General features: G+C 72.7%; 16 protein-coding genes and 1 pseudogene. 9 read left to right on the forward strand and 8 right to left on the reverse strand.

From position 1 onward, the window contains the following. Both E1269_RS22750 and topA read right to left on the reverse strand, forming a co-directional pair. Positions 1–1,228: serpin family protein (locus E1269_RS22750; RefSeq protein ID WP_131898841.1), on the reverse strand; the 1,228-nt coding region annotated here is incomplete at its 3' end. Positions 1,229–1,501: 273 nt separating this feature from the next. Continuing rightward, positions 1,502–4,135 (reverse strand): type I DNA topoisomerase, encoded by a 2,634-nt coding sequence (gene topA / locus E1269_RS22755; RefSeq protein WP_131898843.1) that lies wholly within the window; start codon positions 4,133–4,135, stop codon positions 1,502–1,504. A gap of 162 nt (positions 4,136–4,297) precedes the next feature. On the opposite strand from topA, the gene E1269_RS22760 reads away from it, so the two are divergent. Together E1269_RS22760 and E1269_RS22765 are read left to right on the forward strand one after the other, a co-directional pair. Then, positions 4,298–4,873, forward strand: a complete 576-nt coding sequence (locus tag E1269_RS22760; RefSeq protein WP_131898845.1) for a helix-turn-helix domain-containing protein — start codon at positions 4,298–4,300, stop codon at positions 4,871–4,873. Next, positions 4,870–6,264, forward strand: coding sequence for an MFS transporter (locus E1269_RS22765; protein WP_162606581.1), 1,395 nt, complete (start codon positions 4,870–4,872; stop codon positions 6,262–6,264). The genes E1269_RS22760 and E1269_RS22765 overlap by 4 nt, the downstream gene beginning before the upstream one ends. Here the strand turns inward: E1269_RS22765 and E1269_RS33545 are convergent. After that, positions 6,168–6,800: pseudogene (locus E1269_RS33545) on the reverse strand (YggS family pyridoxal phosphate-dependent enzyme); the annotation flags it as partial. The gene E1269_RS22765 and the pseudogene E1269_RS33545 sit on opposite strands and share 97 nt — an antisense overlap. 42 nt (positions 6,801–6,842) lie before the next feature. Between E1269_RS33545 and E1269_RS22775 the strand changes: the two are divergent. Further along, entirely contained in the window at positions 6,843–7,715 is an 873-nt protein-coding gene (locus E1269_RS22775) for a YndJ family protein (protein WP_131898849.1), read from the forward strand. 14 nt (positions 7,716–7,729) lie between these two features. Here E1269_RS22775 and E1269_RS22780 read toward each other — a convergent pair whose 3' ends face one another. From E1269_RS22780 to E1269_RS22790, 3 genes are all read right to left on the reverse strand, one after another. Then, positions 7,730–8,140, reverse strand: coding sequence for a MerR family transcriptional regulator (locus tag E1269_RS22780; RefSeq protein WP_131898851.1), 411 nt, complete (start codon positions 8,138–8,140; stop codon positions 7,730–7,732). A gap of 39 nt (positions 8,141–8,179) precedes the next feature. Next, entirely contained in the window at positions 8,180–8,905 is a 726-nt protein-coding gene (locus E1269_RS22785; RefSeq protein ID WP_131898853.1) for a CAP domain-containing protein, read from the reverse strand. An 87-nt stretch (positions 8,906–8,992) separates the two neighbouring features. After that, positions 8,993–10,015, reverse strand: a complete 1,023-nt coding sequence (locus E1269_RS22790) for a M28 family metallopeptidase (protein WP_203433991.1) — start codon at positions 10,013–10,015, stop codon at positions 8,993–8,995. Between the two features lie 328 nt (positions 10,016–10,343). On the opposite strand from E1269_RS22790, the gene E1269_RS22795 reads away from it, so the two are divergent. Continuing rightward, positions 10,344–12,755: a Tex family protein gene (locus tag E1269_RS22795; RefSeq protein ID WP_131898855.1), complete on the forward strand. Its 2,412-nt coding sequence runs from the start codon at positions 10,344–10,346 to the stop codon at positions 12,753–12,755. Positions 12,756–12,782: 27 nt separating this feature from the next. On the opposite strand, the gene E1269_RS22800 is transcribed toward E1269_RS22795, so the two are convergent. Continuing rightward, positions 12,783–13,358 (reverse strand): hypothetical protein, encoded by a 576-nt coding sequence (locus tag E1269_RS22800; protein WP_162606582.1) that lies wholly within the window; start codon positions 13,356–13,358, stop codon positions 12,783–12,785. 175 nt (positions 13,359–13,533) lie between these two features. On the opposite strand from E1269_RS22800, the gene E1269_RS22805 reads away from it, so the two are divergent. The 5 genes from E1269_RS22805 to E1269_RS22825 all read left to right on the forward strand — a co-directional run bounded on the left by E1269_RS22805 (position 13,534) and on the right by E1269_RS22825 (position 17,727). Continuing rightward, positions 13,534–14,595, forward strand: a complete 1,062-nt coding sequence (locus E1269_RS22805) for a zinc-dependent alcohol dehydrogenase family protein (RefSeq protein ID WP_131898860.1) — start codon at positions 13,534–13,536, stop codon at positions 14,593–14,595. Between the two features lie 121 nt (positions 14,596–14,716). Further along, on the forward strand, positions 14,717–15,556 hold the full coding sequence (locus tag E1269_RS22810; RefSeq protein ID WP_203433992.1) for a DUF1906 domain-containing protein: 840 nt from the start codon (positions 14,717–14,719) through the stop codon (positions 15,554–15,556). 70 nt (positions 15,557–15,626) lie between these two features. Further along, positions 15,627–16,979 (forward strand): glycoside hydrolase domain-containing protein, encoded by a 1,353-nt coding sequence (locus E1269_RS22815; RefSeq protein WP_131898864.1) that lies wholly within the window; start codon positions 15,627–15,629, stop codon positions 16,977–16,979. A gap of 96 nt (positions 16,980–17,075) precedes the next feature. Continuing rightward, positions 17,076–17,258 (forward strand): YegP family protein, encoded by a 183-nt coding sequence (locus E1269_RS22820; RefSeq protein WP_131898866.1) that lies wholly within the window; start codon positions 17,076–17,078, stop codon positions 17,256–17,258. A 91-nt stretch (positions 17,259–17,349) separates the two neighbouring features. Continuing rightward, entirely contained in the window at positions 17,350–17,727 is a 378-nt protein-coding gene (locus E1269_RS22825) for a VOC family protein (RefSeq protein WP_131898868.1), read from the forward strand. Positions 17,728–17,755: 28 nt separating this feature from the next. Here the strand turns inward: E1269_RS22825 and E1269_RS22830 are convergent, their stop codons facing one another. Further along, positions 17,756–19,996: an FtsX-like permease family protein gene (locus tag E1269_RS22830; protein ID WP_131898870.1), complete on the reverse strand. Its 2,241-nt coding sequence runs from the start codon at positions 19,994–19,996 to the stop codon at positions 17,756–17,758. Between the last annotated feature and the right edge of the window lie 70 nt (positions 19,997–20,066).

A 20,066-nucleotide genomic window follows, 5' to 3' on the forward strand; every position in this document is an offset into this window, starting at 1 on the left:
ACGGCAGCGTCAGATGGGTATAAGAGACAGGTGTGGGGCGTGCGGCCGGGCGGCGGCTTTCGGGCGGCGACCACGCGTCGGGCTCCTCGACCCAGCCGGCGAACAGCACCAGTCCGCTGTCGCGGTGCACGGTGAGGAAGCCGAAGGGCCGGTCGTAGGTGACCGCGAGGCCGCGCGCGTTGTAGACCGGCATCGACACCGTACGGAGCCCGATCGCGGTGACCGCGGCGGCCTCGAAGCCAGTGGAGCTGAAGAGCGCGATGGCGGCCTGCCGGGCCTGGTCGACCCGCAGAGGCACCGGGCCGATGGCGGAGAAGTGGCCGCGGTCGGTACCGCTGACGGTGCGCAGGCCGAAGATGTCGGCGTTCTCCATGAGGTCGTGGTCGGAGCGGACGGTGTAGCGCACCGACGTGAGCGCCAGGCTCGGCCGCTGCGCCGACACGAACGCGACACCGGGCCAGGACCCGGAGCCGTCGGACAGCACCTCGCTGCCGGTGCGAGCCTCGGCGCGGCCGCCGTCGCCGCTCACGAGCAACACCGCCGCGGCCACGACCTCACCGCCGGGCCGGCCGTCCTCGCCGAGCACCAGGTGGACGTCGAGGCCGTTGTCGCCGGCCACCCGGGTGAGGCTGACCGGGCCGGCCGTCGTGATGGCGACCCGGAGGTCGTCGAGCTCCGGGCTGGTGCGGCGGATGCCGGCCAGCTGCCGGCCCGACCACGGACCCGACCCGGGGACCAGCGGCTCGTCGCTGAACCTGCGCTCCCAGGTGGTGCGCAACGCGATCGCGGTGGCCAGGGTCAGCATGAGCTCCGGGCCGGTGCGCACGGGAAACCGCTCGATCAGCCCGCCCGTGCGTTCGTTGGCCCACGCGTCGAGCATCGGCTGGTCGACGGCGGAGTCGCCGGTCAGCTCGCCGAAGGTGCCGGCCGGCAGGGTGTCGCGCCACTCCGGTCGCACCCGCGCGGCCGCCTGCGCCCACAGGCCCAGGGCGGCGTCGACACCGTCGAGGTCGGCCAGGGCCTTGAGGACGTCGCGGGCGGCGTCCACGGTCTCGTCGGCGGGCAGCCCGACGGCATCGGCCAGCTCGCCGCGGCCGGGTTCGTCGGCGGACGCGGCAAGGATGGCGAGCAGGGGCCACAGTCCGGCACCGGACAACACGCCGGAGCCCCGGGTGCGGCGCAGCCACGCGGCGGTGAGCTGGTTGATCTCGGACGCGTACAGGCTCATGTCCCGACCCTACGCGGCCACCGCCGTCCGCGGCCGCCAGCTTCGGTCCGACTCGTCCGGCACCCGGGTCACCAGGTCGACCAGGACCGGCGCACCTCTTCGACGGCCGTGCCGACGCCGCGTCAACAGTGACGAGCAGACTTCCCGGAGCTGACATCCGAGCACGACAGAACCCGGCCGCTCGGAGTCACGCAGACCCCAGATCCTCGGTCTCGACCAACGCCTGGAGCTCGGGGGGCGGGCACGCCAGGACGCGACCACGAACGGGGCGCGTCAGGAGCGGGAGCGTGCCCGGACGGCTCGCTTGCGCGGCGCGGGGCCCTTGGCCCGCTTCTCCGCGATCAGCTCGACGGCCCGTTCGTGGGTGAGCTGCTCCACATCGGTGCCGCGCGGCACGGTCACGTTGGTCTCGCCGTCGGTGACGTACGGGCCGAAGCGGCCGTCCTTGACCACCAGCGGGTTGCCGGAAGCGGGGTCGGTACCGAGCTCGCGCAGCGGCGGCGTGGCCGCCCGGGCACCGCGGCGCCCCTTGGGCTGCGCGAACAGCTTCTCGGCCTCCTCGACCGTGACGGTGAACAACGACTCCTCGTCCGGTAGCGAGCGGGAGTCCGAGCCCTTCTTGACGTACGGCCCGTAGCGACCGTTCGTGGCGACGATCTCGTTGCCCTCGCCGTCGGTGCCGACCACGCGTGGCAGCGTCAGCAGGCGCAGCGCGTCCTCCAGCGTCACGGTGTCGACCGACATGGTGCTGAACAGCGACGCCGTCGGCGGCCGGGTGTTCTTCGGGGCGTCCTCGGGCAGGATCTCGGTGACGTAGGGCCCGTAGCGGCCGGACTTCGCCACGACCATGCGGCCGGTGGTCGGGTTGACGCCCAGCTCACGGTCGCCGTTGCCGCGGCTGACCAGCTCGTGCGCCTTCTCGGTGTCGAGCTCGTCTGGCGGCAGGTCGTCGGGGACACTCCCGCGGTTGCCGTCGGCGTCCTCGATGTAGGGGCCGTAGCGGCCGACGCGCACGGTGTAGCCGTCGCCGATCGGGAACGACGAGATCTCGCGGGCGTCGATCTCGCCGAGGTTGTCGGCGAGCTTCTTCAGTCCCTCGATGGTGTCGTCGCCGTGCCAGAACTGCGCCAGCTCGGCTGCCCGGTCGGCGCGGCCAGCGGCGATGTCGTCGAGCACGTCCTCCATGCGGGCCGTGAACTCGTAGTCGACCAGCCGGGTGAAATGCTCCTCGAGCAGCCGGACGACCGCGAAGGCCAGCCAGGCCGGAACCAGCGCGCTACCGCGCTTGAACACGTAGCCGCGGTCCAGGATGGTGCGGATGATCGACGCGTAGGTGGACGGGCGGCCGATCTCGCGGTCTTCCAGCTCCTTGACCAGCGTGGCCTCGGTGTAGCGGGCCGGCGGCTTGGTGGTGTGGCCATCGGGTTCGACCGCGACCGCGGTCAGGCCCTGACCCTCGCTCAGGTGCGGCAGCCGGCGCTCGCGGTCGTCGAGCTCGGCCTCGGGGTCGTCTGCGCCCTCGACGTAGGCCTTGAGGAAACCGTGGAAGGTGATGGTGCGCCCGGACGACGTGAACTCCGCGGCCTCGCCGGTCGTGGCGGTGGCGCCGATCCGGACGGTCACCGTCTCGCCCTTGGCGTCACGCATCTGGGAGGCGACCGTGCGCATCCAGATCAGCTCATAGAGCCGGTACTCGTCGCCGTTCAGGCCGGTCTCGGCCGGGGTGCGGAAGCTGTCGCCGGCCGGGCGGATGGCCTCGTGCGCCTCCTGGGCGTTCTTCACCTTGCTGGTGTACCGGCGCGGCGCGTCGGGCAGGTACTGCTGCCCGTACAGCTGCGCCACCTGCGCCCGGGCCGCGGACAGTGCCGACTCCGACAGAGTGATGGAGTCGGTACGCATATAGGTGATGTAGCCGTTCTCGTACAGCCGCTGTGCCACCTGCATAGTGCGGGCGGCGCCGTAGCCGAGCTTGCGCGAGGCCTCCTGCTGCAGTGTGGTGGTGCGAAACGGGGCGTATGGCTTGCGGGTGTACGGCTTGGCCTCGACGGAGCGGACGGTGTAGTCGACCTCACCGAGGGCGGCGGCCAGGGCGCGGGCGCGCTCCTCGTCGAGCACGACGACGTCGCGGCTCTTGACCTCGCCGCGGGCGTCGAAGTCGCGGCCGCTGGCCACCCTGGCGCCGTCGACGGAGGCGAGCTTGGCCTCGAATGCGCTCGGCTCGGCGGCGGAGCCGGAGGTTCCCGTCTCCAGTGTCGCGGTCAGGTCCCAGTACGACGCGGAGCGGAACGCCATGCGCTCACGCTCGCGGTCGACGACCAGGCGGGTGGCGACGCTCTGCACGCGGCCGGCGGACAGGCCCTGCATGACCTTGCGCCACAGGACCGGCGAGACCTGGTAGCCGTAGAGCCGGTCGACGATGCGGCGGGTTTCCTGCGCGTCGACGAGGTCCTCGTCGATCTCGCGGGGGTTCTCGACGGCGGCCCTGATGGCATCGCGGGTGATCTCGTGGAAGACCATGCGCCGCACCGGCACCTTGGGCTTGAGCTCCTCGCGCAGGTGCCAGGCGATCGCCTCGCCCTCGCGGTCCTCATCGGTGGCGAGCAGGAGCTCGTCGGCCTCCCTGAGCATCGACCTGAGCTTCTTGACCTGGTCCTTGGCGCGGCCGGCCGGCACGATGTACAGCGGCTCGAACCCGCCGTCGACGTCGACTCCGACCGGGTTGCCGTAGCGCTCGCGCTCGGCGGCGGGCACCTCCGTCTTCTTGGACGGGAGGTCCCGGATGTGACCGAAGGACGACTCCACCATGTAGCCGTCGCCAAGGTAGCCGGCGATGGTCTTGGCTTTCGCCGGGGACTCCACGACCACCAGGCGGCGCCGCGCCGCCGCCCCGTTCGTGGATCGGGCCATGGATGCTCCTTAACTCCTTGGGCGCACTGAACCGACCCCGTCGGCTCATGAACGTTTCTCCCTGCGACAACGCACGGTATCCGACGTTGTTCCCGAGACGCGAAGCAGATAACCGCAAAGAAATATTTGCAAAAATTTCTTTGCGGTCGTACGGTGGACTTCATGGGACTCTCCAGCAAGCGGATCGACGACGTCGAGACCCTGCGCGCGTTCGCCCATCCGCTGCGCATGAAGCTGCTCGGCCGGCTGCGCACCGCAGGCTCGGCAACGGCTTCCGAGCTGGGCCGACACTTCGGCGAGTCCAGCGGCTCGACGTCCTACCACCTGCGCCAGCTCGAGCGGTTCGGCTTCGTGGTCGAGGACGACGAGCAGCTCTCCCGGCGCGAGCGCCGCTGGCGAGCCGCCCACGACGTCACCAGCTGGCACGCGGGCGATTTCGCCGACAGCGAGGCCGGCCGGGCCGCCGAGGCCGTCGTCGGCCGCGCGCAGCTGGGCATCATGCTCGACCGGCTGGAGCGGTGGCGGGCCGAGCGGCACGAGTGGGGCCGCGAGTGGCTCGACGCCGCCGGCCACTCGGACATGATGCTGTTCGCCCGGCCCGAGGACCTTCGCGCGCTCACCGAGGAGCTGGAGGCCGTCATCACGCGGTACGTCGAGAACCCGCGCCTGGCCGACGACCCCGACGCCGCCCAGGTCTCGCTGCACCTGCTGACCATCCCGGCCCGGGACGCGTCGTGACGACACTCGGCGCCGATGCGGCCCGCCGCCGCTTCCTGATCCTGCTGGCGCTGCGTTGGCTGCCCACCGGGCTGATCATTCCGGTCATCGCACTTCTGCCGCTGGAGCGCGGCGTGACGCTCGCCCAGCTCGGCTTCGTCATCGCGGCGCAGGGATTCATGGTGCTGGCGCTGGAGTTGCCGACCGGCGGGCTGTCGGACTCCCTGGGCCGGCGCCCGGTGCTGGTCGCCTCCGGCGTGGTCAACGTGGGCGTGCTCACGCTGCTGTTCCTCGCCGAGGGCTTCGCCGCGTTCGCCGTCGCCTACGCGTTGCAGGGCGTGTACCGCGCGCTGGACAGCGGGCCGCTGGAGGCCTGGTACGTCGACGCCGCGCTCGCACACGACCCTGCGGCCGACATTTCCCAGGGCCTGGCCCGCGGCGGTGCGGTGCTCGGGGCGGCCGTGGCCACGGGGGCGCTCGCGGCCGGCGGGCTGGTCGCGCTGGACCCGCTGGCGCGGGTGGAATCGCTACCGGACGTCGAGCCGCTGGCGGTACCCGTGCTGGCCGCACTCGTTGTCCAGGTGGTCGCGGTGGTCGCCACGGCGGTGCTGATGGTGGAGACGCGGACGACGCGCGGCTGGCGGCCGGTGGCGGCCTCGGTGCGTCGGGTGCCCCGAGTCGTCGGTCAGAGCGTCGGCGTGCTGCGCGGCTCGCGGGCGCTGCAGGCGCTCATCTGCGTGGAGCTGTTCTGGGGCTTCGGCATGGTGACGTTCGAGTCGATGATGCCGGTGCGGCTCACCGAGGTGGTCGGCAGCTCCGACCAGGCCGCGGCGATCATGGGCCCGGTGGCGTCGGCGGCCTGGGGGTTCTCCGCGCTCGGTTCCGCCACGGTGGCGCTGTTGTCCCGGCGGCTCGGTGTGCCGCTGACCGCCGCCCTGCTGCGGGTTCTGCAGGGCGTCACCGTGGTGGGCATGGCCCTGTTCGCCGGGCCGGTCGGGCTGATCGCCGCCTACTTCGCCACCTACGCCGTCCACGGCGCTTCGAACCCGATGCACATGACACTGCTGCACGAGCAGGTCTCCAGCGCACACCGGACCACGGTGGCGTCGCTGAACTCGATGGTGTCGCAGCCCGCCGGCGCCCTCGGCGGGATCGTGCTGATGGCACTGGCCGGAGCGACCTCGGTGAGCACCGCGATGCTGGCCGGGGCCGTCGTGCTGGCCCTGGCCGCTCCGCTCTACCTGCCGGCCGGGCGCGGCCGCGGGCCGAAGACCGCCGAGCCCACCCGGACCATGGTCGCGCCCTCGGCCACGGCCGACTCCAGGTCGCCGCTCATGCCCATGGAGAGCGTCGGGAGCTCCAGCCCGACGGCGTCGCGGGCCCGGTCGCGGATCTCCCGCAACGCACGGTAGGAGGCGCGGACGGCGGCGGCGTCCGGCGACTGCAGCCCCACCGTCATCAAGCCGCGGACCCGCAGCCGGTCATGCTTCGCGACCTCGCCGATCAGCTGGACCGCGTCGGCCGGCGCGACGCCGAACTTGCTGTCCTCGCCGGAGGTGTTGACCTGGACCAGGACATCGAGCACCTGGTCCAGCACCGCCAGCCGCCGCTGCAGCCGGTCGGCCACGTCGGGCCGGTCGACGGACTGCACGCAGCTGACGTAGCGCAGCACCTGGTTGACCTTGTTGGTCTGCAGGTGTCCGATGAAGTGCCGCTCACAGGGCAGCGACGCCAGCCATGCGTCCTTCTCCGCCAGCTCCTGCACGCGGTTCTCCCCGATCAGGCGGGCGCCGGCGGCGACGGCGACCGCGACCCGCGCCGCCGGCTGGGTCTTCGTCGCCAGGAGCACCTCCACCTCGTCCGGCCGGCGCCCAGCCGCCCGGCAGGCGTCGTCGACCCGCGCACGCACCGCGGCGAGATTGGCCCGGATGTCCGCCTCCGCCAGCATCGATCTCCTTCCCGTGTGCGACGGCGCTCTAGAGTTCCTGCCGTGACGGTACTCGTCGGCGCGATCGTGGCCCTGGGCATGGTGGTGATAGTCCCGCTGGGACTGCGGCTGCTCGACGATGACGAGCGGCGGCTCGGTCCGGTCGGCCAGGTGTGGCCCTTAGCCGGCGCACTGGGCACACTCTCGCTGCTGCTGGACCGCGGCGCGTGGTTCGCCGTCGCGCTGGCCGGCTGCTACGCGGCGGTTGCGGGGTGGCTCGCGGTCCTCGCGCTGGCCCGGCTGGTGCGCGTGGTGCGGGCCGGCCGGGGCGAAGTGGTGACCCGCCAGAACCCGCTGCCGCCGGTCGAGGTCGCCGCCCTCACCGCGATGGTGTCACCGGCCGTGGCGGCGAGCAGCCTGGTCGCCGAGCGCGGCGGCTGGGAGTTGCTCGGCTTCGGCATGACCACGCAGGCGCTGACCGCCGCACACTTCCACTACGCAGGTTTCGCCGCGGCCCTGGTGGCCGCGCTGGTGGCGGCGACGACGCCGCGCCCGGCCGCCGACGTCGCCGCCCTCACGGTGCCGACCGGCATCGCGCTGGTGTTCGCCGGCCACTTCACCGGCGACGGCGTCGAGCTGGCGGGCGCGGTCGTCCTGACGGCCGGGATGTGGCTGGTGGCCTGGACGACGTGGCGGGACGTGGCGTCCGCGGCGGGCGATCGGACGGCACGCGCGCTGTTCCGGGTCAGCGCCGTGGTGCTGGTGCTGACCATGGCGCTGGCGCTGAGCTGGGCCGCCGGCCAGGTCGGGGACGCCGTGCCGCACCTGTCGCTCAGCTGGATGGCGGCCACCCACGGCGTGGCCAACGCGATCGGTTTCGCCCTGTGCGGTCTGCTTGCGTGGCGCCGGGTGCAGCGCACGCCGTCCCGCAGGTGACGGGCGGCGGGGCATCACGGCCGTGCCGTGCCGCCGTACTTGGCGATCTTGAAGTCGACGACGTCCAGGGCGATGCGCAGTGCCTCCATACGCACCCGGACGGCCTCGCGGTGCTTCTCCAGCAGCTCCAGCCGGTCCGGCTCCGTCGATGGACCCGCGTCGGCCAGCTCGAAGTAGCGCTGGATGTCGCGGATGGGCATGTCGGTCTGCCGCAGCCGGGTGATGAAGACGACCCGGTCGACGTCGTCGGGGGTGTAGTGACGGCGCCCAGCGGAGTCGCGCGGCACGTCCAGCAGGCCGATGCGCTCGTAGTAGCGCAACGTGTGCACGGTGACCCCGATCCGGGCGGCCACCTCGGAGATGGTCTCGGTCGGAACGGTGATCGTGGTTTCGCGGAGGGACTCACGCAGGTCGAGCGTCGTCACACCATCGACGGTAGGACTTGGAGTGCACTCGAAGTCAAGTCATTCCGCGCCGAACATCTGCGTCCAGTAGAGACCGCGGTCACTCTCGGCCACGCCGACACCGATCGCCTGGGAGTCGCAGTTCAGGATGTTCGCGCGGTGACCCTCACTGTCCATCCAGCCCTCGACGACGTCGGCGGCCGTCGCGTACCCCATCGCGATGTTCTCACCGGACCAGTGGTCGTACCCGGCCCGTGCCGCGCGCTCGCCCGGCCCGTCGCCGTCGGGGCTGGTGTGGTCGAAGTAGTCGCGCTCGACCATGTCCTCGCTGTGCAGCCGGGCGGCCTCGGCCAGCCGGTCGTCGGCGCGCAGCACCGGGCAGCCGTGGTCGTCGCGCACCTCGTTCGTAAGCTCGACGACCTCGTCGGCGAGAGTCGGCGACGAGTCGGTGGGCGTCGGCGACGACGTGGCCGGCGGGTGATCCGGTTCCGACGGCTCGGCGGTGGGCTCGGGCGATTCCGCGGGCTCGGTCGGCTCCGGAGTCGCCGGCGGCTCGGTGGTCTCGGCCGCGGTGGGTTCGGGCGGTGCGGTCGGCTCCGCGGGCTCCACCGGATCGGTCGACGGAGTCGGTGACGGCGTCGGCCGCACCGTGGGCGGGTACTTCTCCCACGGCCACGGCTGGCTGGTGGACGACTCCGGTACGGCGCGCGGCTCGGTGTCGTCGGCGCACCCGGTGAGCGCCAAAAAGGCGGCAGCCACCACGACGACAGCCGACCTCACCCGCATGCACCCTCCTCCCGCGCGGCACCGGAGGGCATCTTGCCCCGGTATGTCCGGTCGAAACCTCCGGTTCCCGACGGGAACGACGCGCGGTCAGAGCGTGCCGAGCCAGGCCCACACGATGCGCCCGACCCGGTCCAGCTGAGCGGGATCGACGATCGCGGGCACGTCGCCGGGTGAGTGGTAGCCGTCGTACGGGATGCTGCCGAGCCGGGCCGCGGGCAGCTCGGCCTTCTCGAACGACCAGTGGTCGCTGGAGCGGTTCTCACAGGTCTGAACCGGCACCTGGGCGGTGCCGGCCGCGGCGACCAGCGCGTCGCGCAGTGCCGTCGTGCCGCGGCCGCCGGTACACACCGGGACGTGGTCGGCGACGACTCCGACGCGGTCGAGCGACACCATCCCGGCCACGGCCGACCGCTGCGCCGCCGGCAGCTCACGCACGTAGTGCTGCGAGCCGAAATGGTGGAGCGCGTCGCCCTCGCCGCGAGGCTCCTCGGCTCCGAACGCGATGAACCGGACCGGCAGGCCGGGCGGCTCCGCGCTGGCCATCCGGGCCAGCTCGAGCATGACGCCGACGCCGGAGGCGTTGTCCTCGGCCCCCGGCGCCTGCGGGACGGTGTCGAGGTGCGCGCCGACGACCACGTGCGGCCGGGTGGGGTCGAACCCGGGCGGGTCGGCGATGACGTTGGTAGAGGTGCCGGCCTCGACGTCGACGCCCCAGGAGTTGCCGGCCGGCACCTCGAACGGGTCGGTGCTCACCTGGTAGCCCAGTGCCGTCAACCGGTCGACGACGAACCGGGCGGCCTGCTGGAATCCCGGCGACGTCCCCTCACGCGGACCGATCCCGTCGGCCAGGTGCTCGACGACGGCGAACGCGGCCGCCGGGTCGAACACCGCCGGCGTCGGGGTGGGTGTCGGGGTCGGAGTGGGCGTCGGAGTGGGCGTCGGGGTCGGCGTGCGCGTCGGTGTCTCGGTCGGCGACGGGGCCGAGGCCGGTGCCGTGCTCGCCGGGGCCGAGGTCTGCGCGCCGGACTCGCCCGCCGACGAGCTGCACGCGGACACCGTCAGCGCGAGTGCGGCGGCCACCACGGGCCACCGGAAGGAGTACCTGGCCACGCTCCATTCTCCGCACCCTCCCCATGATCATCAACGGTTGGCGACCTCATGGCGTCGCCAACCGTTGATGATCATGGGGTCGGCGCTGCCGCAGCGCCGACTCGTGCGGCTCGACGCAGCCGTCCGGCAGCGCCTCACTGCAGCGCCGGTGCGCTGGTGGCGTAGTCGAGACTGACGTAGCGGCACTCCCCGCCGTCGGACAACGGCGCCCGCACACTGACTTTTGCGGCCCGAACAGCCAACTCCGGGGTTCACCGCGCCACGCCGGGGATGGGGTTCGCCAGCTCACGCCGGGCGGGTTCGCCGTCGCCGGGAGCGACCCGGCAGAATGCCTCAGACGCCCGCACGAGAGAGTGGAACACCAGTGACGAACACGGTCCAACGGTCGGTCGAGCAGCGGATCGCCGAGGAGCTCGGCGTCCGGGACGCCCAGGTCCGGGCCACGGTGGCGCTGCTGGACGAGGGCGCCACGGTCCCGTTCATCGCCCGGTACCGCAAGGAGAAGACCGGGGCGCTCGACGACGCCCAGCTGCGCACGCTGGAGGAACGGCTGCGCTACCTGCGTGAGCTGGAGGAGCGGCGAGCCGCCGTCCTGGAGTCGATCCGCGAGCAGGGCAAGCTGAACGATTCGCTCGAAGCCCAGATCATGGCCGCGGACTCCAAGGCCCGGCTCGAGGACATCTACCTGCCGTTCAAGCCCAAGCGGCGCACCAAGGCGCAGATCGCACGGGAGGCCGGGCTGGAGCCGCTGGCCGACGGGCTGCTCACCGACCCCATCCTGGACCCGCGGGAGACGGCCGCCGCCTACCTGAATCCCGAGGCCGGGGTCGAGGACGCAGCGGCCGCGCTGGCCGGCGCCCGCGCCATCCTGGTCGAGCGGTTCACCGAGGACGCCGATCTCATCGGCTCGCTGCGCGAGAAGGTGTGGACCACCGGCCGGCTGGTCGCGAAGGTCCGCGACGGCAAGGAGCAGGCCGGCGCGAAGTTCGCCGACTACTTCGACGTCGCCGAAGGGCTGACGGCGGTCCCGTCGCACCGCGTGCTGGCGATGTTCCGCGGCGAGAAGGAGGAGATCCTCGACCTCACCGTCGAGCCGACCGCCTCCGACGACGACGCGGCCGCGCCCGGCCCCACCCCGTACGAAACGGAGATCGCCGGGCGGTTCGGCATCGTGAACCAGGGCCGGCCGGCCGACGCCTGGCTGGCCGAGACCGTCCGCTGGGCCTGGCGCACCCGCATCATGCTCCGGCTCGACCTCGACCTGCGGATGCGGCTGCGCGAGGCCGCCGAGGAAGAGGCCATCCGGGTCTTCGCCACGAACCTGCGCGACCTGCTGCTGGCCGCACCCGCCGGTACCCGCGCCACGCTGGGCCTGGACCCGGGGTACCGCACCGGCGTCAAGGTCGCCGTCGTCGACGCCACCGGGAAGGTCGTCGCCACCGACACCGTCTACCCACACCAGCCGCACGACCGGTGGGCAGAGTCGCTGGCCACACTGGACCGGCTGGTCACCCGGCACGGCGTCGAGCTGGTCGCCATCGGCAACGGCACCGCCTCGCGCGAGACGGACAAGCTCGCCGCCGAGCTGGTCCGCAACCGCACCGGGGTCACCAAGGTGATGGTCTCCGAGGCCGGCGCATCGGTGTACTCCGCGTCGGCGTTCGCCTCGCAGGAGCTGCCCGGCCTCGACGTGTCGCTGCGCGGCGCCGTCTCGATCGCTCGCCGGCTGCAGGACCCGCTGGCCGAGCTGGTGAAGATCGACCCGAAGTCCATCGGCGTCGGCCAGTACCAGCACGACCTGCCCGACCTCGCGCTTTCCCGGTCGCTGGACGCCGTGGTCGAGGACTGCGTGAACGCCGTCGGCGTCGACCTCAACACCGCGTCGACCCCGCTGCTGACCAGGGTCTCCGGCATCACCCCCGGGCTCGCGGACAACATCGTCGCCCACCGGGAGGCCAACGGCCCGTTCCGGTCCCGGACCGCGCTCAAGGACGTGTCGCGGCTGGGACCCAAGGCGTTCGAGCAGTGCGCCGGCTTCCTGCGCATCCGCGGCGGCGACGACCCGCTCGACTCCTCCAGCGTCCACCCAGAGGCGTACCCCCTGGTGCGTCGCATGGTCGAACGGTCCGGACGCGACCTCACGTCGCTGCTCGGCGACACCCGGGTGCTGCGGAAGTTCCGGCCCGGCGACTTCACCGACGACACCTTCGGCCTGCCGACCGTCACCGACGTCCTGCGCGAGCTGGAGAAGCCCGGCCGCGACCCGCGCCCGTCGTTCAAGACCGCCACGTTCAGCGACGGCGTCGAGAAGATCACCGACCTCGCGCCCGGCATGGTGCTTGAGGGCGTGGTCACCAACGTCGCCGGGTTCGGTGCGTTCGTCGACGTCGGCGTGCACCAGGACGGCCTGGTGCACGTCTCGGCCATGTCGCGGCGGTTCGTGTCCGATCCGCGCGAGGTGGTCAAGCCCGGCGACGTCGTACGGGTCAAGGTCCTCGACGTCGACGTCGACCGCAAGCGCATCTCCCTGACCCTGCGCCTCGACGACGAGGTCAACCCCGGCGGGCGGAGGGCCGACGACGGCGGCCGGCGCGGCGAACGCGACGGTGCCGGCAAACCGGGCGGCAGCCGTGGCGGCGACCGACGGGGCGGCCGCGCGCCTCGCGACGACCGGGGCGGCAAGCCGGCGGCGAGCGGCGCCATCGCCGACGCGTTCCGCCGGGCCGGCTACGGCCGCTGAGCCGGCGGCTGATCCGCCTCGGCCGCGTCAGAGGTTGGTGCCCAACTGGGGCTCGAACGCGGTCACCCAGAACACCCGGTGGTCGGCGTCGTAGTCATGGATCAGCGCGGTGCTGCCGGGTCGGAGCTCGTCGGAGCCGGCCTGGCGGACCTCGATGACGACGGGGCTGCCGTCGGCACCCGTGACCTCGGCCTCGCCGTGGTCCGGTCCCACCTGCGCGGACCGGACCACACAGACCCGGCCGACCAGCGCCGCGGGGTCGCGCCGGGGTCCAGGGCGCAGCGCCCGCCTGATCGGCACCGCCAGCATGGCGCTGCCGGCCCAGGCGAGCGCCAGGGCACCCAGCACGATGCCGACCGACGCGGCCCGCCCGGGCGGATCGTCGGCCGGGCCGTCCACGAGTGCCGCCGTCGCGAGAAGGCTGGCGACCCACGCCAGCCCGATCAGCAGCGTCGCCACCAGGCTCGCCGGCAGCCCACCCAGGCCCACCGCGGAGCGCAGGCCGGCGACGTCGACGGCAGGCCGTTCGAGCACCGTCCCCGCCACCATGACCAACAGCCAGTAGACGACGACCGCCAACGCCAGGAAGGTGAACGGGAGCACCGGGAGCGTCATAGCAGCGTCGAAAAGCTCGTTGACGGCCACCGCATCGCCCTTCCGGCCCGGAACGAATCGCCACCGCCGAGGGTCCGTCCGCACAGGTGGTCGAGGTGAGGATCGTACCGCCGGCCGCGGGGCGCGCACCGGGGTTTTCGCCTCGCCGTCTAGGGTCGGCGGCGTGCGCGCGATGGTCTACGAAAGGTTCCGGGAGCGGCCCGCCGTCCGCGACGTGCCAGAGCCCGACTGCCCCGCCGGCGGCGCGATCATCCGGGTCGAGGCCACGGGGCTGTGCCGGAGCGACTGGCACGGCTGGATGGGGCACGACGACGACATCACGGTTCCGCACGTGCCCGGACACGAGCTGGCCGGCACCGTCGCCGAGGTCGGGCAGGAGGTCACCGGCTGGCGGTCCGGCGACCGGGTGACCACGCCGTTCGTCTGCGCCTGCGGCACCTGCCCACGGTGCCTGGCCGGCGACCACCAGGTGTGCGACCGGCAGACGCAGCCGGGCTTCACCCACTGGGGCTCCTTCGCCGAGCTGGTCGCGGTCGAGCACGCCGACGTGAACCTCGTCCGGGTGCCCGGCGAGATCGACTTCGCCACCGCCGCGGGCCTGGGCTGCCGGTTCGCCACCGCGTACCGGGCAGTAGTGGCGCAGGGCCGGGTGCGCGACGGCGACTGGGTCGCGGTGCACGGGTGCGGCGGGCTCGGGCTGTCTGCGGTGATGATCGCGGCCGCACACGGTGCGCGGGTCGTGGCCGTCGACGTGTCCGCCGCGGCGCTGGAGCTGGCCGGCCGGCTGGGCGCCGCGGTCGTCGTCGACGGATCGGCGGTGCCGGACGTCGCGGTCGCGGTCCGGGAGGCCACCGGTGGCGGCGCGCACATCTCCGTCGACGCCCTGGGCAGCACCGCGACGTTCCAGGGCTCGCTGCGGGGGTTGCGCAAACGCGGCCGGCACGTCCAGGCCGGGTTGCTGCTCGCCGACCACGCGACCCAGGCCGTTGCGATGGGCCCGGTGGTCGCGAACGAGCTGGAGATCCTCGGCAGCCATGGCATGGCGGCACACGACTACCCGCCGATGCTCGAGCAGATCGCGGCGGGCACGCTCAGGCCGGACCTGCTGATCGGCCGGACGCTCGGTCTGGAGGACGGCGTCGACGCGCTGCTCGCCATGTCGCACGGGTCGCCGACCGGCGTGACGATCCTGCGCCCGTCACTCCCACTGCCAGTAGCGAAATGATCACGTTCAGCACGAGATCTCGTGTCGCACCATGCTTACGAGCCTGGTGATGCGCGAGAACGCCTGGTGGTGTACGCGGGACCCCTTATCGTGACCGATCCAAGATGATATGACTGTTGCCATGACTCTGCGACGAGGCTCCGTCATGGCCCTGGTGCTGACCGCCGCCGCCACTCTGGCCGGCGGACAGGCCGCAGCCAGCGCGCCGTCCGCGGACACCGAACCGGCCGCCATGCCAGAGCCCACCATCGCGCAGGGCCTCGGGTTCGACACGTGCACCGCACCGTCGGTCGCGGCGCTGCAGGCCTGGTGGGGCACGTCGCCGTACGAGACGGTGAACATCTACTTCGGCGGGCTCAACCGTGGCTGCCAGCAGCCGAACCTGACGCCGTCGTGGGTGCAGACCGTCACCGGCATCGGCTGGGGCCTGCTGCCCACCTACATGGGCTACCAGCCCAGCTGCATGCTCGGCACCAAGCCGCACCGCTACACCGAGGCCAACGCCAGCTCCATCGGCACCTCCGACGCGCAGGACGCCATCACGCAGGCGCAGGCGCTCGGGCTGCTGCCGGGCAGCGCGCTGTACGCCGACGTCGAGCACTACGACCGGTCCGACGCCTCCTGCGTCAACGTGGTGCGCAACTACGTCTCGGCCTGGGTGCGCACCCTGCACGCGGCCGACTACCGCGCCGGCGTCTACGTGCACCAGAACTCCGGGCTGATCGACCTGTCCGCCGTCTACGACTCCCCCGACCACGCCCGCCCGGACGCCGTCTGGATGGCCCGCTGGGACGGCAACCCGGCGCTCACCGGCTGGCCGACCGCACCGGACAGCCAGTGGTCGAACCACCAGCGCGCCAAGCAGTACGAGGGCGACCACAACGAGACGTGGGGCGGCGTCACCATCAACATCGACAGCGATTCCCTGGACGCGCCGATCGCCACCGTTGCAGGTCGGTAACGTCTGCGAATCCGCACGTCGAACCCTCGTTCCAGGAGCACACTCAGGGGTGTGAGGACGGGGGTCCGCCATGAGCCGCAGGGCGCGCAGCCGCGCGCGTGATCTCGCGCGCACCCTCAGCAGGGCGGTCGCGACCGCCGTCGGGTCCGCGGCCCTCGTGGTCGCGGCCCTCACCGCACCGGCCGGCGCCTACCCGGACTCCCCCGGCATCTACCCGCCAGGGTCGTCGGCCACCATGGCCACCGGGCGCGGCTTCGACACCTGCACGGCGCCGTCGCTCGCGGCCATGCGGGCCTGGCTGGCCTCGCCGTACCGCACCGCCAACATCTACTTCGGCGGCGTGAACCGGGGTTGCGCCCAGCCGAACCTGACCGCCGCCTGGGTGCGTGACACCAGCGCGATGGGCTGGCGGCTGCTGCCCACCTACTTCGGCCGGCAGCCGTTCTGCATGTTCGGCACCAAGCCGCACCGGTACACGGCGACCGACGCCGTCTCGGTCGGCACGTCGGAGGGGCAGGACGCGGTCGCCCGCGCCCGCGCGCTCGGGCTGCTGCCGGGCAGCGCTCTATACGCCGATGTCGAGCACTACGACCGCACCAACACCTCGTGTGTGCTGGCCGTGCGCCGCTACGTCTCGGCATGGACGGTGGCCCTGCATGCCGCCGGCTATCTGTCCGGCGTGTACGTCCACCAGGACTCCGGCCTGGTCGACCTCACGGCCACCTACGGCTCGTCCAGCTACGCCCGCCCGGACGCGGTCTGGATGGCCCGCTGGGACGGCAACCCGGCGCTGACCGGGTGGCCGACGGCGCCCAACAGCGCATGGGCCGGACACCAGCGGGCCAAGCAGTACCAGGGCGACCACAACGAGACCTGGGGCGGCGTCACCATCAACATCGACGGCGACAGCCTCGACGCGCCGGTCGGCACCGTCGTCCGCGGTTTCCGCGCGACCAGCACGACGGGCCTGGCTACCCGCAGCGGACCCTCGGCGGCCTACCCGCAGGTGGGCCGGCGTGACCCGGGCAGCACGCTGGCGGTCGTCTGCCAGGGTCTGGGACAGCACGTCGGCACGACGTCGGTGTGGGACCGGCTCTCCGACGGCTCCTGGGTCACCGACTACTACGTCTCCACGCCGTCGAACACGACGTTCTCCGGCGGGCTGCCGCGCTGCACGTATCCCGGGCAGGTGACGAGCTCGACGGCGCTGACCGCGCGCACCGGGCCCGGCACCTCGTTCCCGGCCACCGGCGCCGCACTGCCACCGGGTGCGCTGGCGTGGGTGATGTGCCAGAAGACGGGGACGCTGGTGGGCACCAGCCGGGTGTGGAACCGCCTGCACGACGGGCGCTGGGTCACCGACTACTACGTGGCCAACCGGTCGGCGTCGACGTGGAGCACGCCGGTGCCGCGCTGCCCCTGACCCACACCGCCTGTTCTGCAGTTCTTCCCGTGGCGACCCCTGTGGGTGCTCTACGCTGCTGCTGCCACGTCGCCGTCCCACACGGAGGTCCCCGCCATGGCAGGCAAGTTCGAGCTGTACAAGGACAAGTCCGACCAGTTCCGGTTCCGTCTCAAGGCCGGCAACGGCGAGGTCATCGCCGTCGGCGAGGCGTACAGCTCCAAGAGCGGTGCGCTGAACGGCATCGAGTCCATCCGGAAGAACGCGGCCGAGGCCGCCCTGGACGACCAGACCGACTGACCCGACTTCGCACCTCCGCCGGGCGGTCGAGTCACCACCCGGCGGAAATGCGTTGCCCGGCCCCGTCACGCCGGCGTAGCCTCCGGGTTCCATGGCGGCCCTGAGCGAGATCGTGATCGACTGCCGGCACGCGCCCAGCCTGGCCCGGTTCTGGGCCGAAGTGCTCGACGACTACGACGTCCTGCCGTACGACGGCGCCGAGATCGCTCGGCTGGCCGCGCTCGGCTACACCCCGGAGACCGACCCGACCGTCGCCGTCGAGGGTTCCGGCCCCACGCTCTTCTTCCAGCAGGTGTCGGAGCCGAAGACCGTCAAGAACCGAATCCACCTCGACGTCGAGGCGACCGACCGCGACGCGGAGGTCCGCCGACTGGAGGCGCTCGGCGCGGCGGTCCACCGCCGGCTGGAGCGGTGGACCGTCATGCTCGACCCGGAGGGCAACGAGTTCTGCGTCGCCTCCCCCGGCTGACCCCGCCGCCACGGGTCGGCGCCGATGCTCAGTCGACGACGACGGCAGCCGCGGCCCGTCCCCGCAGCGCCCGCCAGCCGGGCAGCAGGGTCGCGCCGAGCGTCAGCACGAGCGCGGCTGCCACGACGCCCAGGTAGATCAGCGGTGAGCCGGACGGCGTCAGCGAGTCGATCCGGGCCAGGCTGAACGGCACCAGTGTCGCGACCGACGCCAGCGTGCCGAGCACGATGCCGATGGCCGCCACCAGCAGACCTTCCAGCCCGACCATCCGCAGCACCTGGGCGCGGGTGGCACCGGTGAGCCGCTGCAGGCCGAACTCGCGTCGCCGGGCTCCGGTGCTCGACGACAGCACGTTGATCACCGAGATGGCCGCGTACGCGACGATCATGATCACGATCGTGTAGTTGGCGAACGCCAGAGTTTGCTGCTGCTCGCCGTGTGCCTCGAACAGCGCGTCCCGATCGGCGACCGTGAGGCCCTGCCCGGCCGCGGCCAGCCGCGACAGCTCGCCGACGACGGCGTCGGGGTCACGGTCCGCGGTCACCAGGATCTCCCGCACCGTGCCCGCGGTCGTGTGCGGCGCCAGCACGTCGGCCGGCAACAGCAGCGAGTCGTAGTCGGCGGCGGCGTCGAAGGTCGCGACAACGGCGACGTCGAGCGCCGCGCGGTCCCCCAGCCGCAGCGTCAGGGTGTCGCGGAGGCCCACACCGAGCTCCTCCGCGTGATCCGCGGCCAGTGCAACGGTGTCGCCGCGCAGGTCTGTGAGTGCGCCGTCGACGGTCGTGACCGGCGTGGTCGCGGCGGCGCCGTCGGCCGTCACGCCGCGCAGCGTCCAGCCGTCCTCGCTCTGGGAGCCGTCCCGCGGGCTCTCGACGAACCCGGTGCTGTGCACGTGCTCCGACGCGCCGGCGACCCCCGGCAGCTCGGCGATCCGCTCCACCAGGCCCGGGTCGACCGGTCCGGCCGCCGTCACGACGGCGTCGGCGATCAGCCCCTCGGTGAACGCCTCGCGGTTGGCGGCGTCCTCGGTCGACTGCAGGTACAGCGTGCCGGTGGCGATGCCGGTCAGCAGGATGATCGGGGTGACGACGGAGGCCGTGCGGGCCGTGCGGGCCCGGGCGTTGAGCACGGCCAGGTGTCCGGCGGTGCCGGAGACCGCACGCAGCGGCCACTGCAGCACCACGGTCGCCGCCCGAGTCAGCATGGGGCTGAGCAGTGCCAGCCCGATGGCCCAGAGGATCACCGCCGGACCGGCGGTGCTGGAGGTCAGCGGCCCGCTCATGACCGTGATGGTGACGACGCCCAGCGCGACGCCGCCGCTGAGGGTCAGCAGCGCGAAGAATACCCGCCAGCGGCTCGTGCCGGACCGGTCGAGGCTGGCCTCCGCCAGCGCCTGGGTTGGACGGACGGCGGCAGCGCGCCGGCCCGCGACCAGGGCGCCGCCGATCGCCGCGAGCGTCGCCGCGCCGATCGCCGTCACCACCGGGATCCAGCTCTGCCGGAACTCCACCCCGGCGGGCACGACACCGGCGTCGACCATCCGCTCGAACAGGAACTCGCCGAGCCAACGGCCGGGGAACGCAGCAAGCGCCGTCGCGACCGCCGACAGCACGAGCGTCTCGCCGAGTATCATCCGGCGCAGCTGCCCCGGCGTCGAGCCGACCGCGCGCAGCAGCGCCAGCTCGCGACCGCGCTGCTGGATCGAGAGCGCGAGCATCGAGGCGACGCCGAACATCGAGACCATGATCGCCCAGCCGCCGAAGACGCCGGCCAGCGAGATCAGGTCCTCGCTGCTGGCCACGGCCTCCGGAACCTCCGCGAGGCCTCGGTCGTCGCCGGTGAGTGTGGTTGTCGCGGTGTCGGCGAGGGCCGCGTCGATGCGCTCGCGCAAGGTGCTGGTCGTGGTGCCGGGCTCGGCGGTGACGGCGATCGCGTCGACCGTGCCGGCCGGGGCCGACTCGTCCAGGACGTGGCCCTCCGCGGTGGCCGCGCCGTCGACGGCGGCGACGGTGTCCACCAGCCCCGCATCCATCCGGACCCGCTCGGCCAGCACCGCGCCGTCGTCGGAACCAGCCATGTCGTAACGCTGGTCGCCGGCGACGACGACGTCCGAGCCGGCCAGCTCCTGCGGCGGCACCGCGGTGCGGATGCCGGTCTCCATCAGCCCGCCGCACGCCATCACGATGGCGGCACCGAGGAACATCGCGACGAACGCCGCGACGAAGGCACCCGCGCGGAACCGCAGGGTGCGCACGGCCAGCCGGATCACCGGGCCACCGCCAGGAACGTCTGGTCCACCGGAACTCCCTCGTCGGTCACGCCGGATGCGCGAGCTCGGA

Origin of the sequence: Jiangella asiatica (assembly GCF_004349065.1) — a bacterium.
Classification (GTDB): Bacteria; Actinomycetota; Actinomycetes; order Jiangellales; family Jiangellaceae; genus Jiangella; species Jiangella asiatica.

Excerpts from the sequence above, each read along its gene's own strand:
- topA (WP_131898843.1), bottom strand. The coding sequence starts at position 4,135 with ATGGCCCGATCCACGAACGGGGCGGCGGCGCGGCGCCGCCTGGTGGTC.
- E1269_RS22760 (WP_131898845.1), top strand. The coding sequence starts at position 4,298 with ATGGGACTCTCCAGCAAGCGGATCGACGACGTCGAGACCCTGCGCGCG.
- E1269_RS22785 (WP_131898853.1), bottom strand. The coding sequence starts at position 8,905 with ATGCGGGTGAGGTCGGCTGTCGTCGTGGTGGCTGCCGCCTTTTTGGCG.
- E1269_RS22795 (WP_131898855.1), top strand. The coding sequence starts at position 10,344 with ATGCCTCAGACGCCCGCACGAGAGAGTGGAACACCAGTGACGAACACG.
- E1269_RS22810 (WP_203433992.1), top strand. The coding sequence starts at position 14,717 with ATGACTCTGCGACGAGGCTCCGTCATGGCCCTGGTGCTGACCGCCGCC.
- E1269_RS22815 (WP_131898864.1), top strand. The coding sequence starts at position 15,627 with ATGAGCCGCAGGGCGCGCAGCCGCGCGCGTGATCTCGCGCGCACCCTC.
- E1269_RS22820 (WP_131898866.1), top strand. The coding sequence starts at position 17,076 with ATGGCAGGCAAGTTCGAGCTGTACAAGGACAAGTCCGACCAGTTCCGG.
- E1269_RS22825 (WP_131898868.1), top strand. The coding sequence starts at position 17,350 with ATGGCGGCCCTGAGCGAGATCGTGATCGACTGCCGGCACGCGCCCAGC.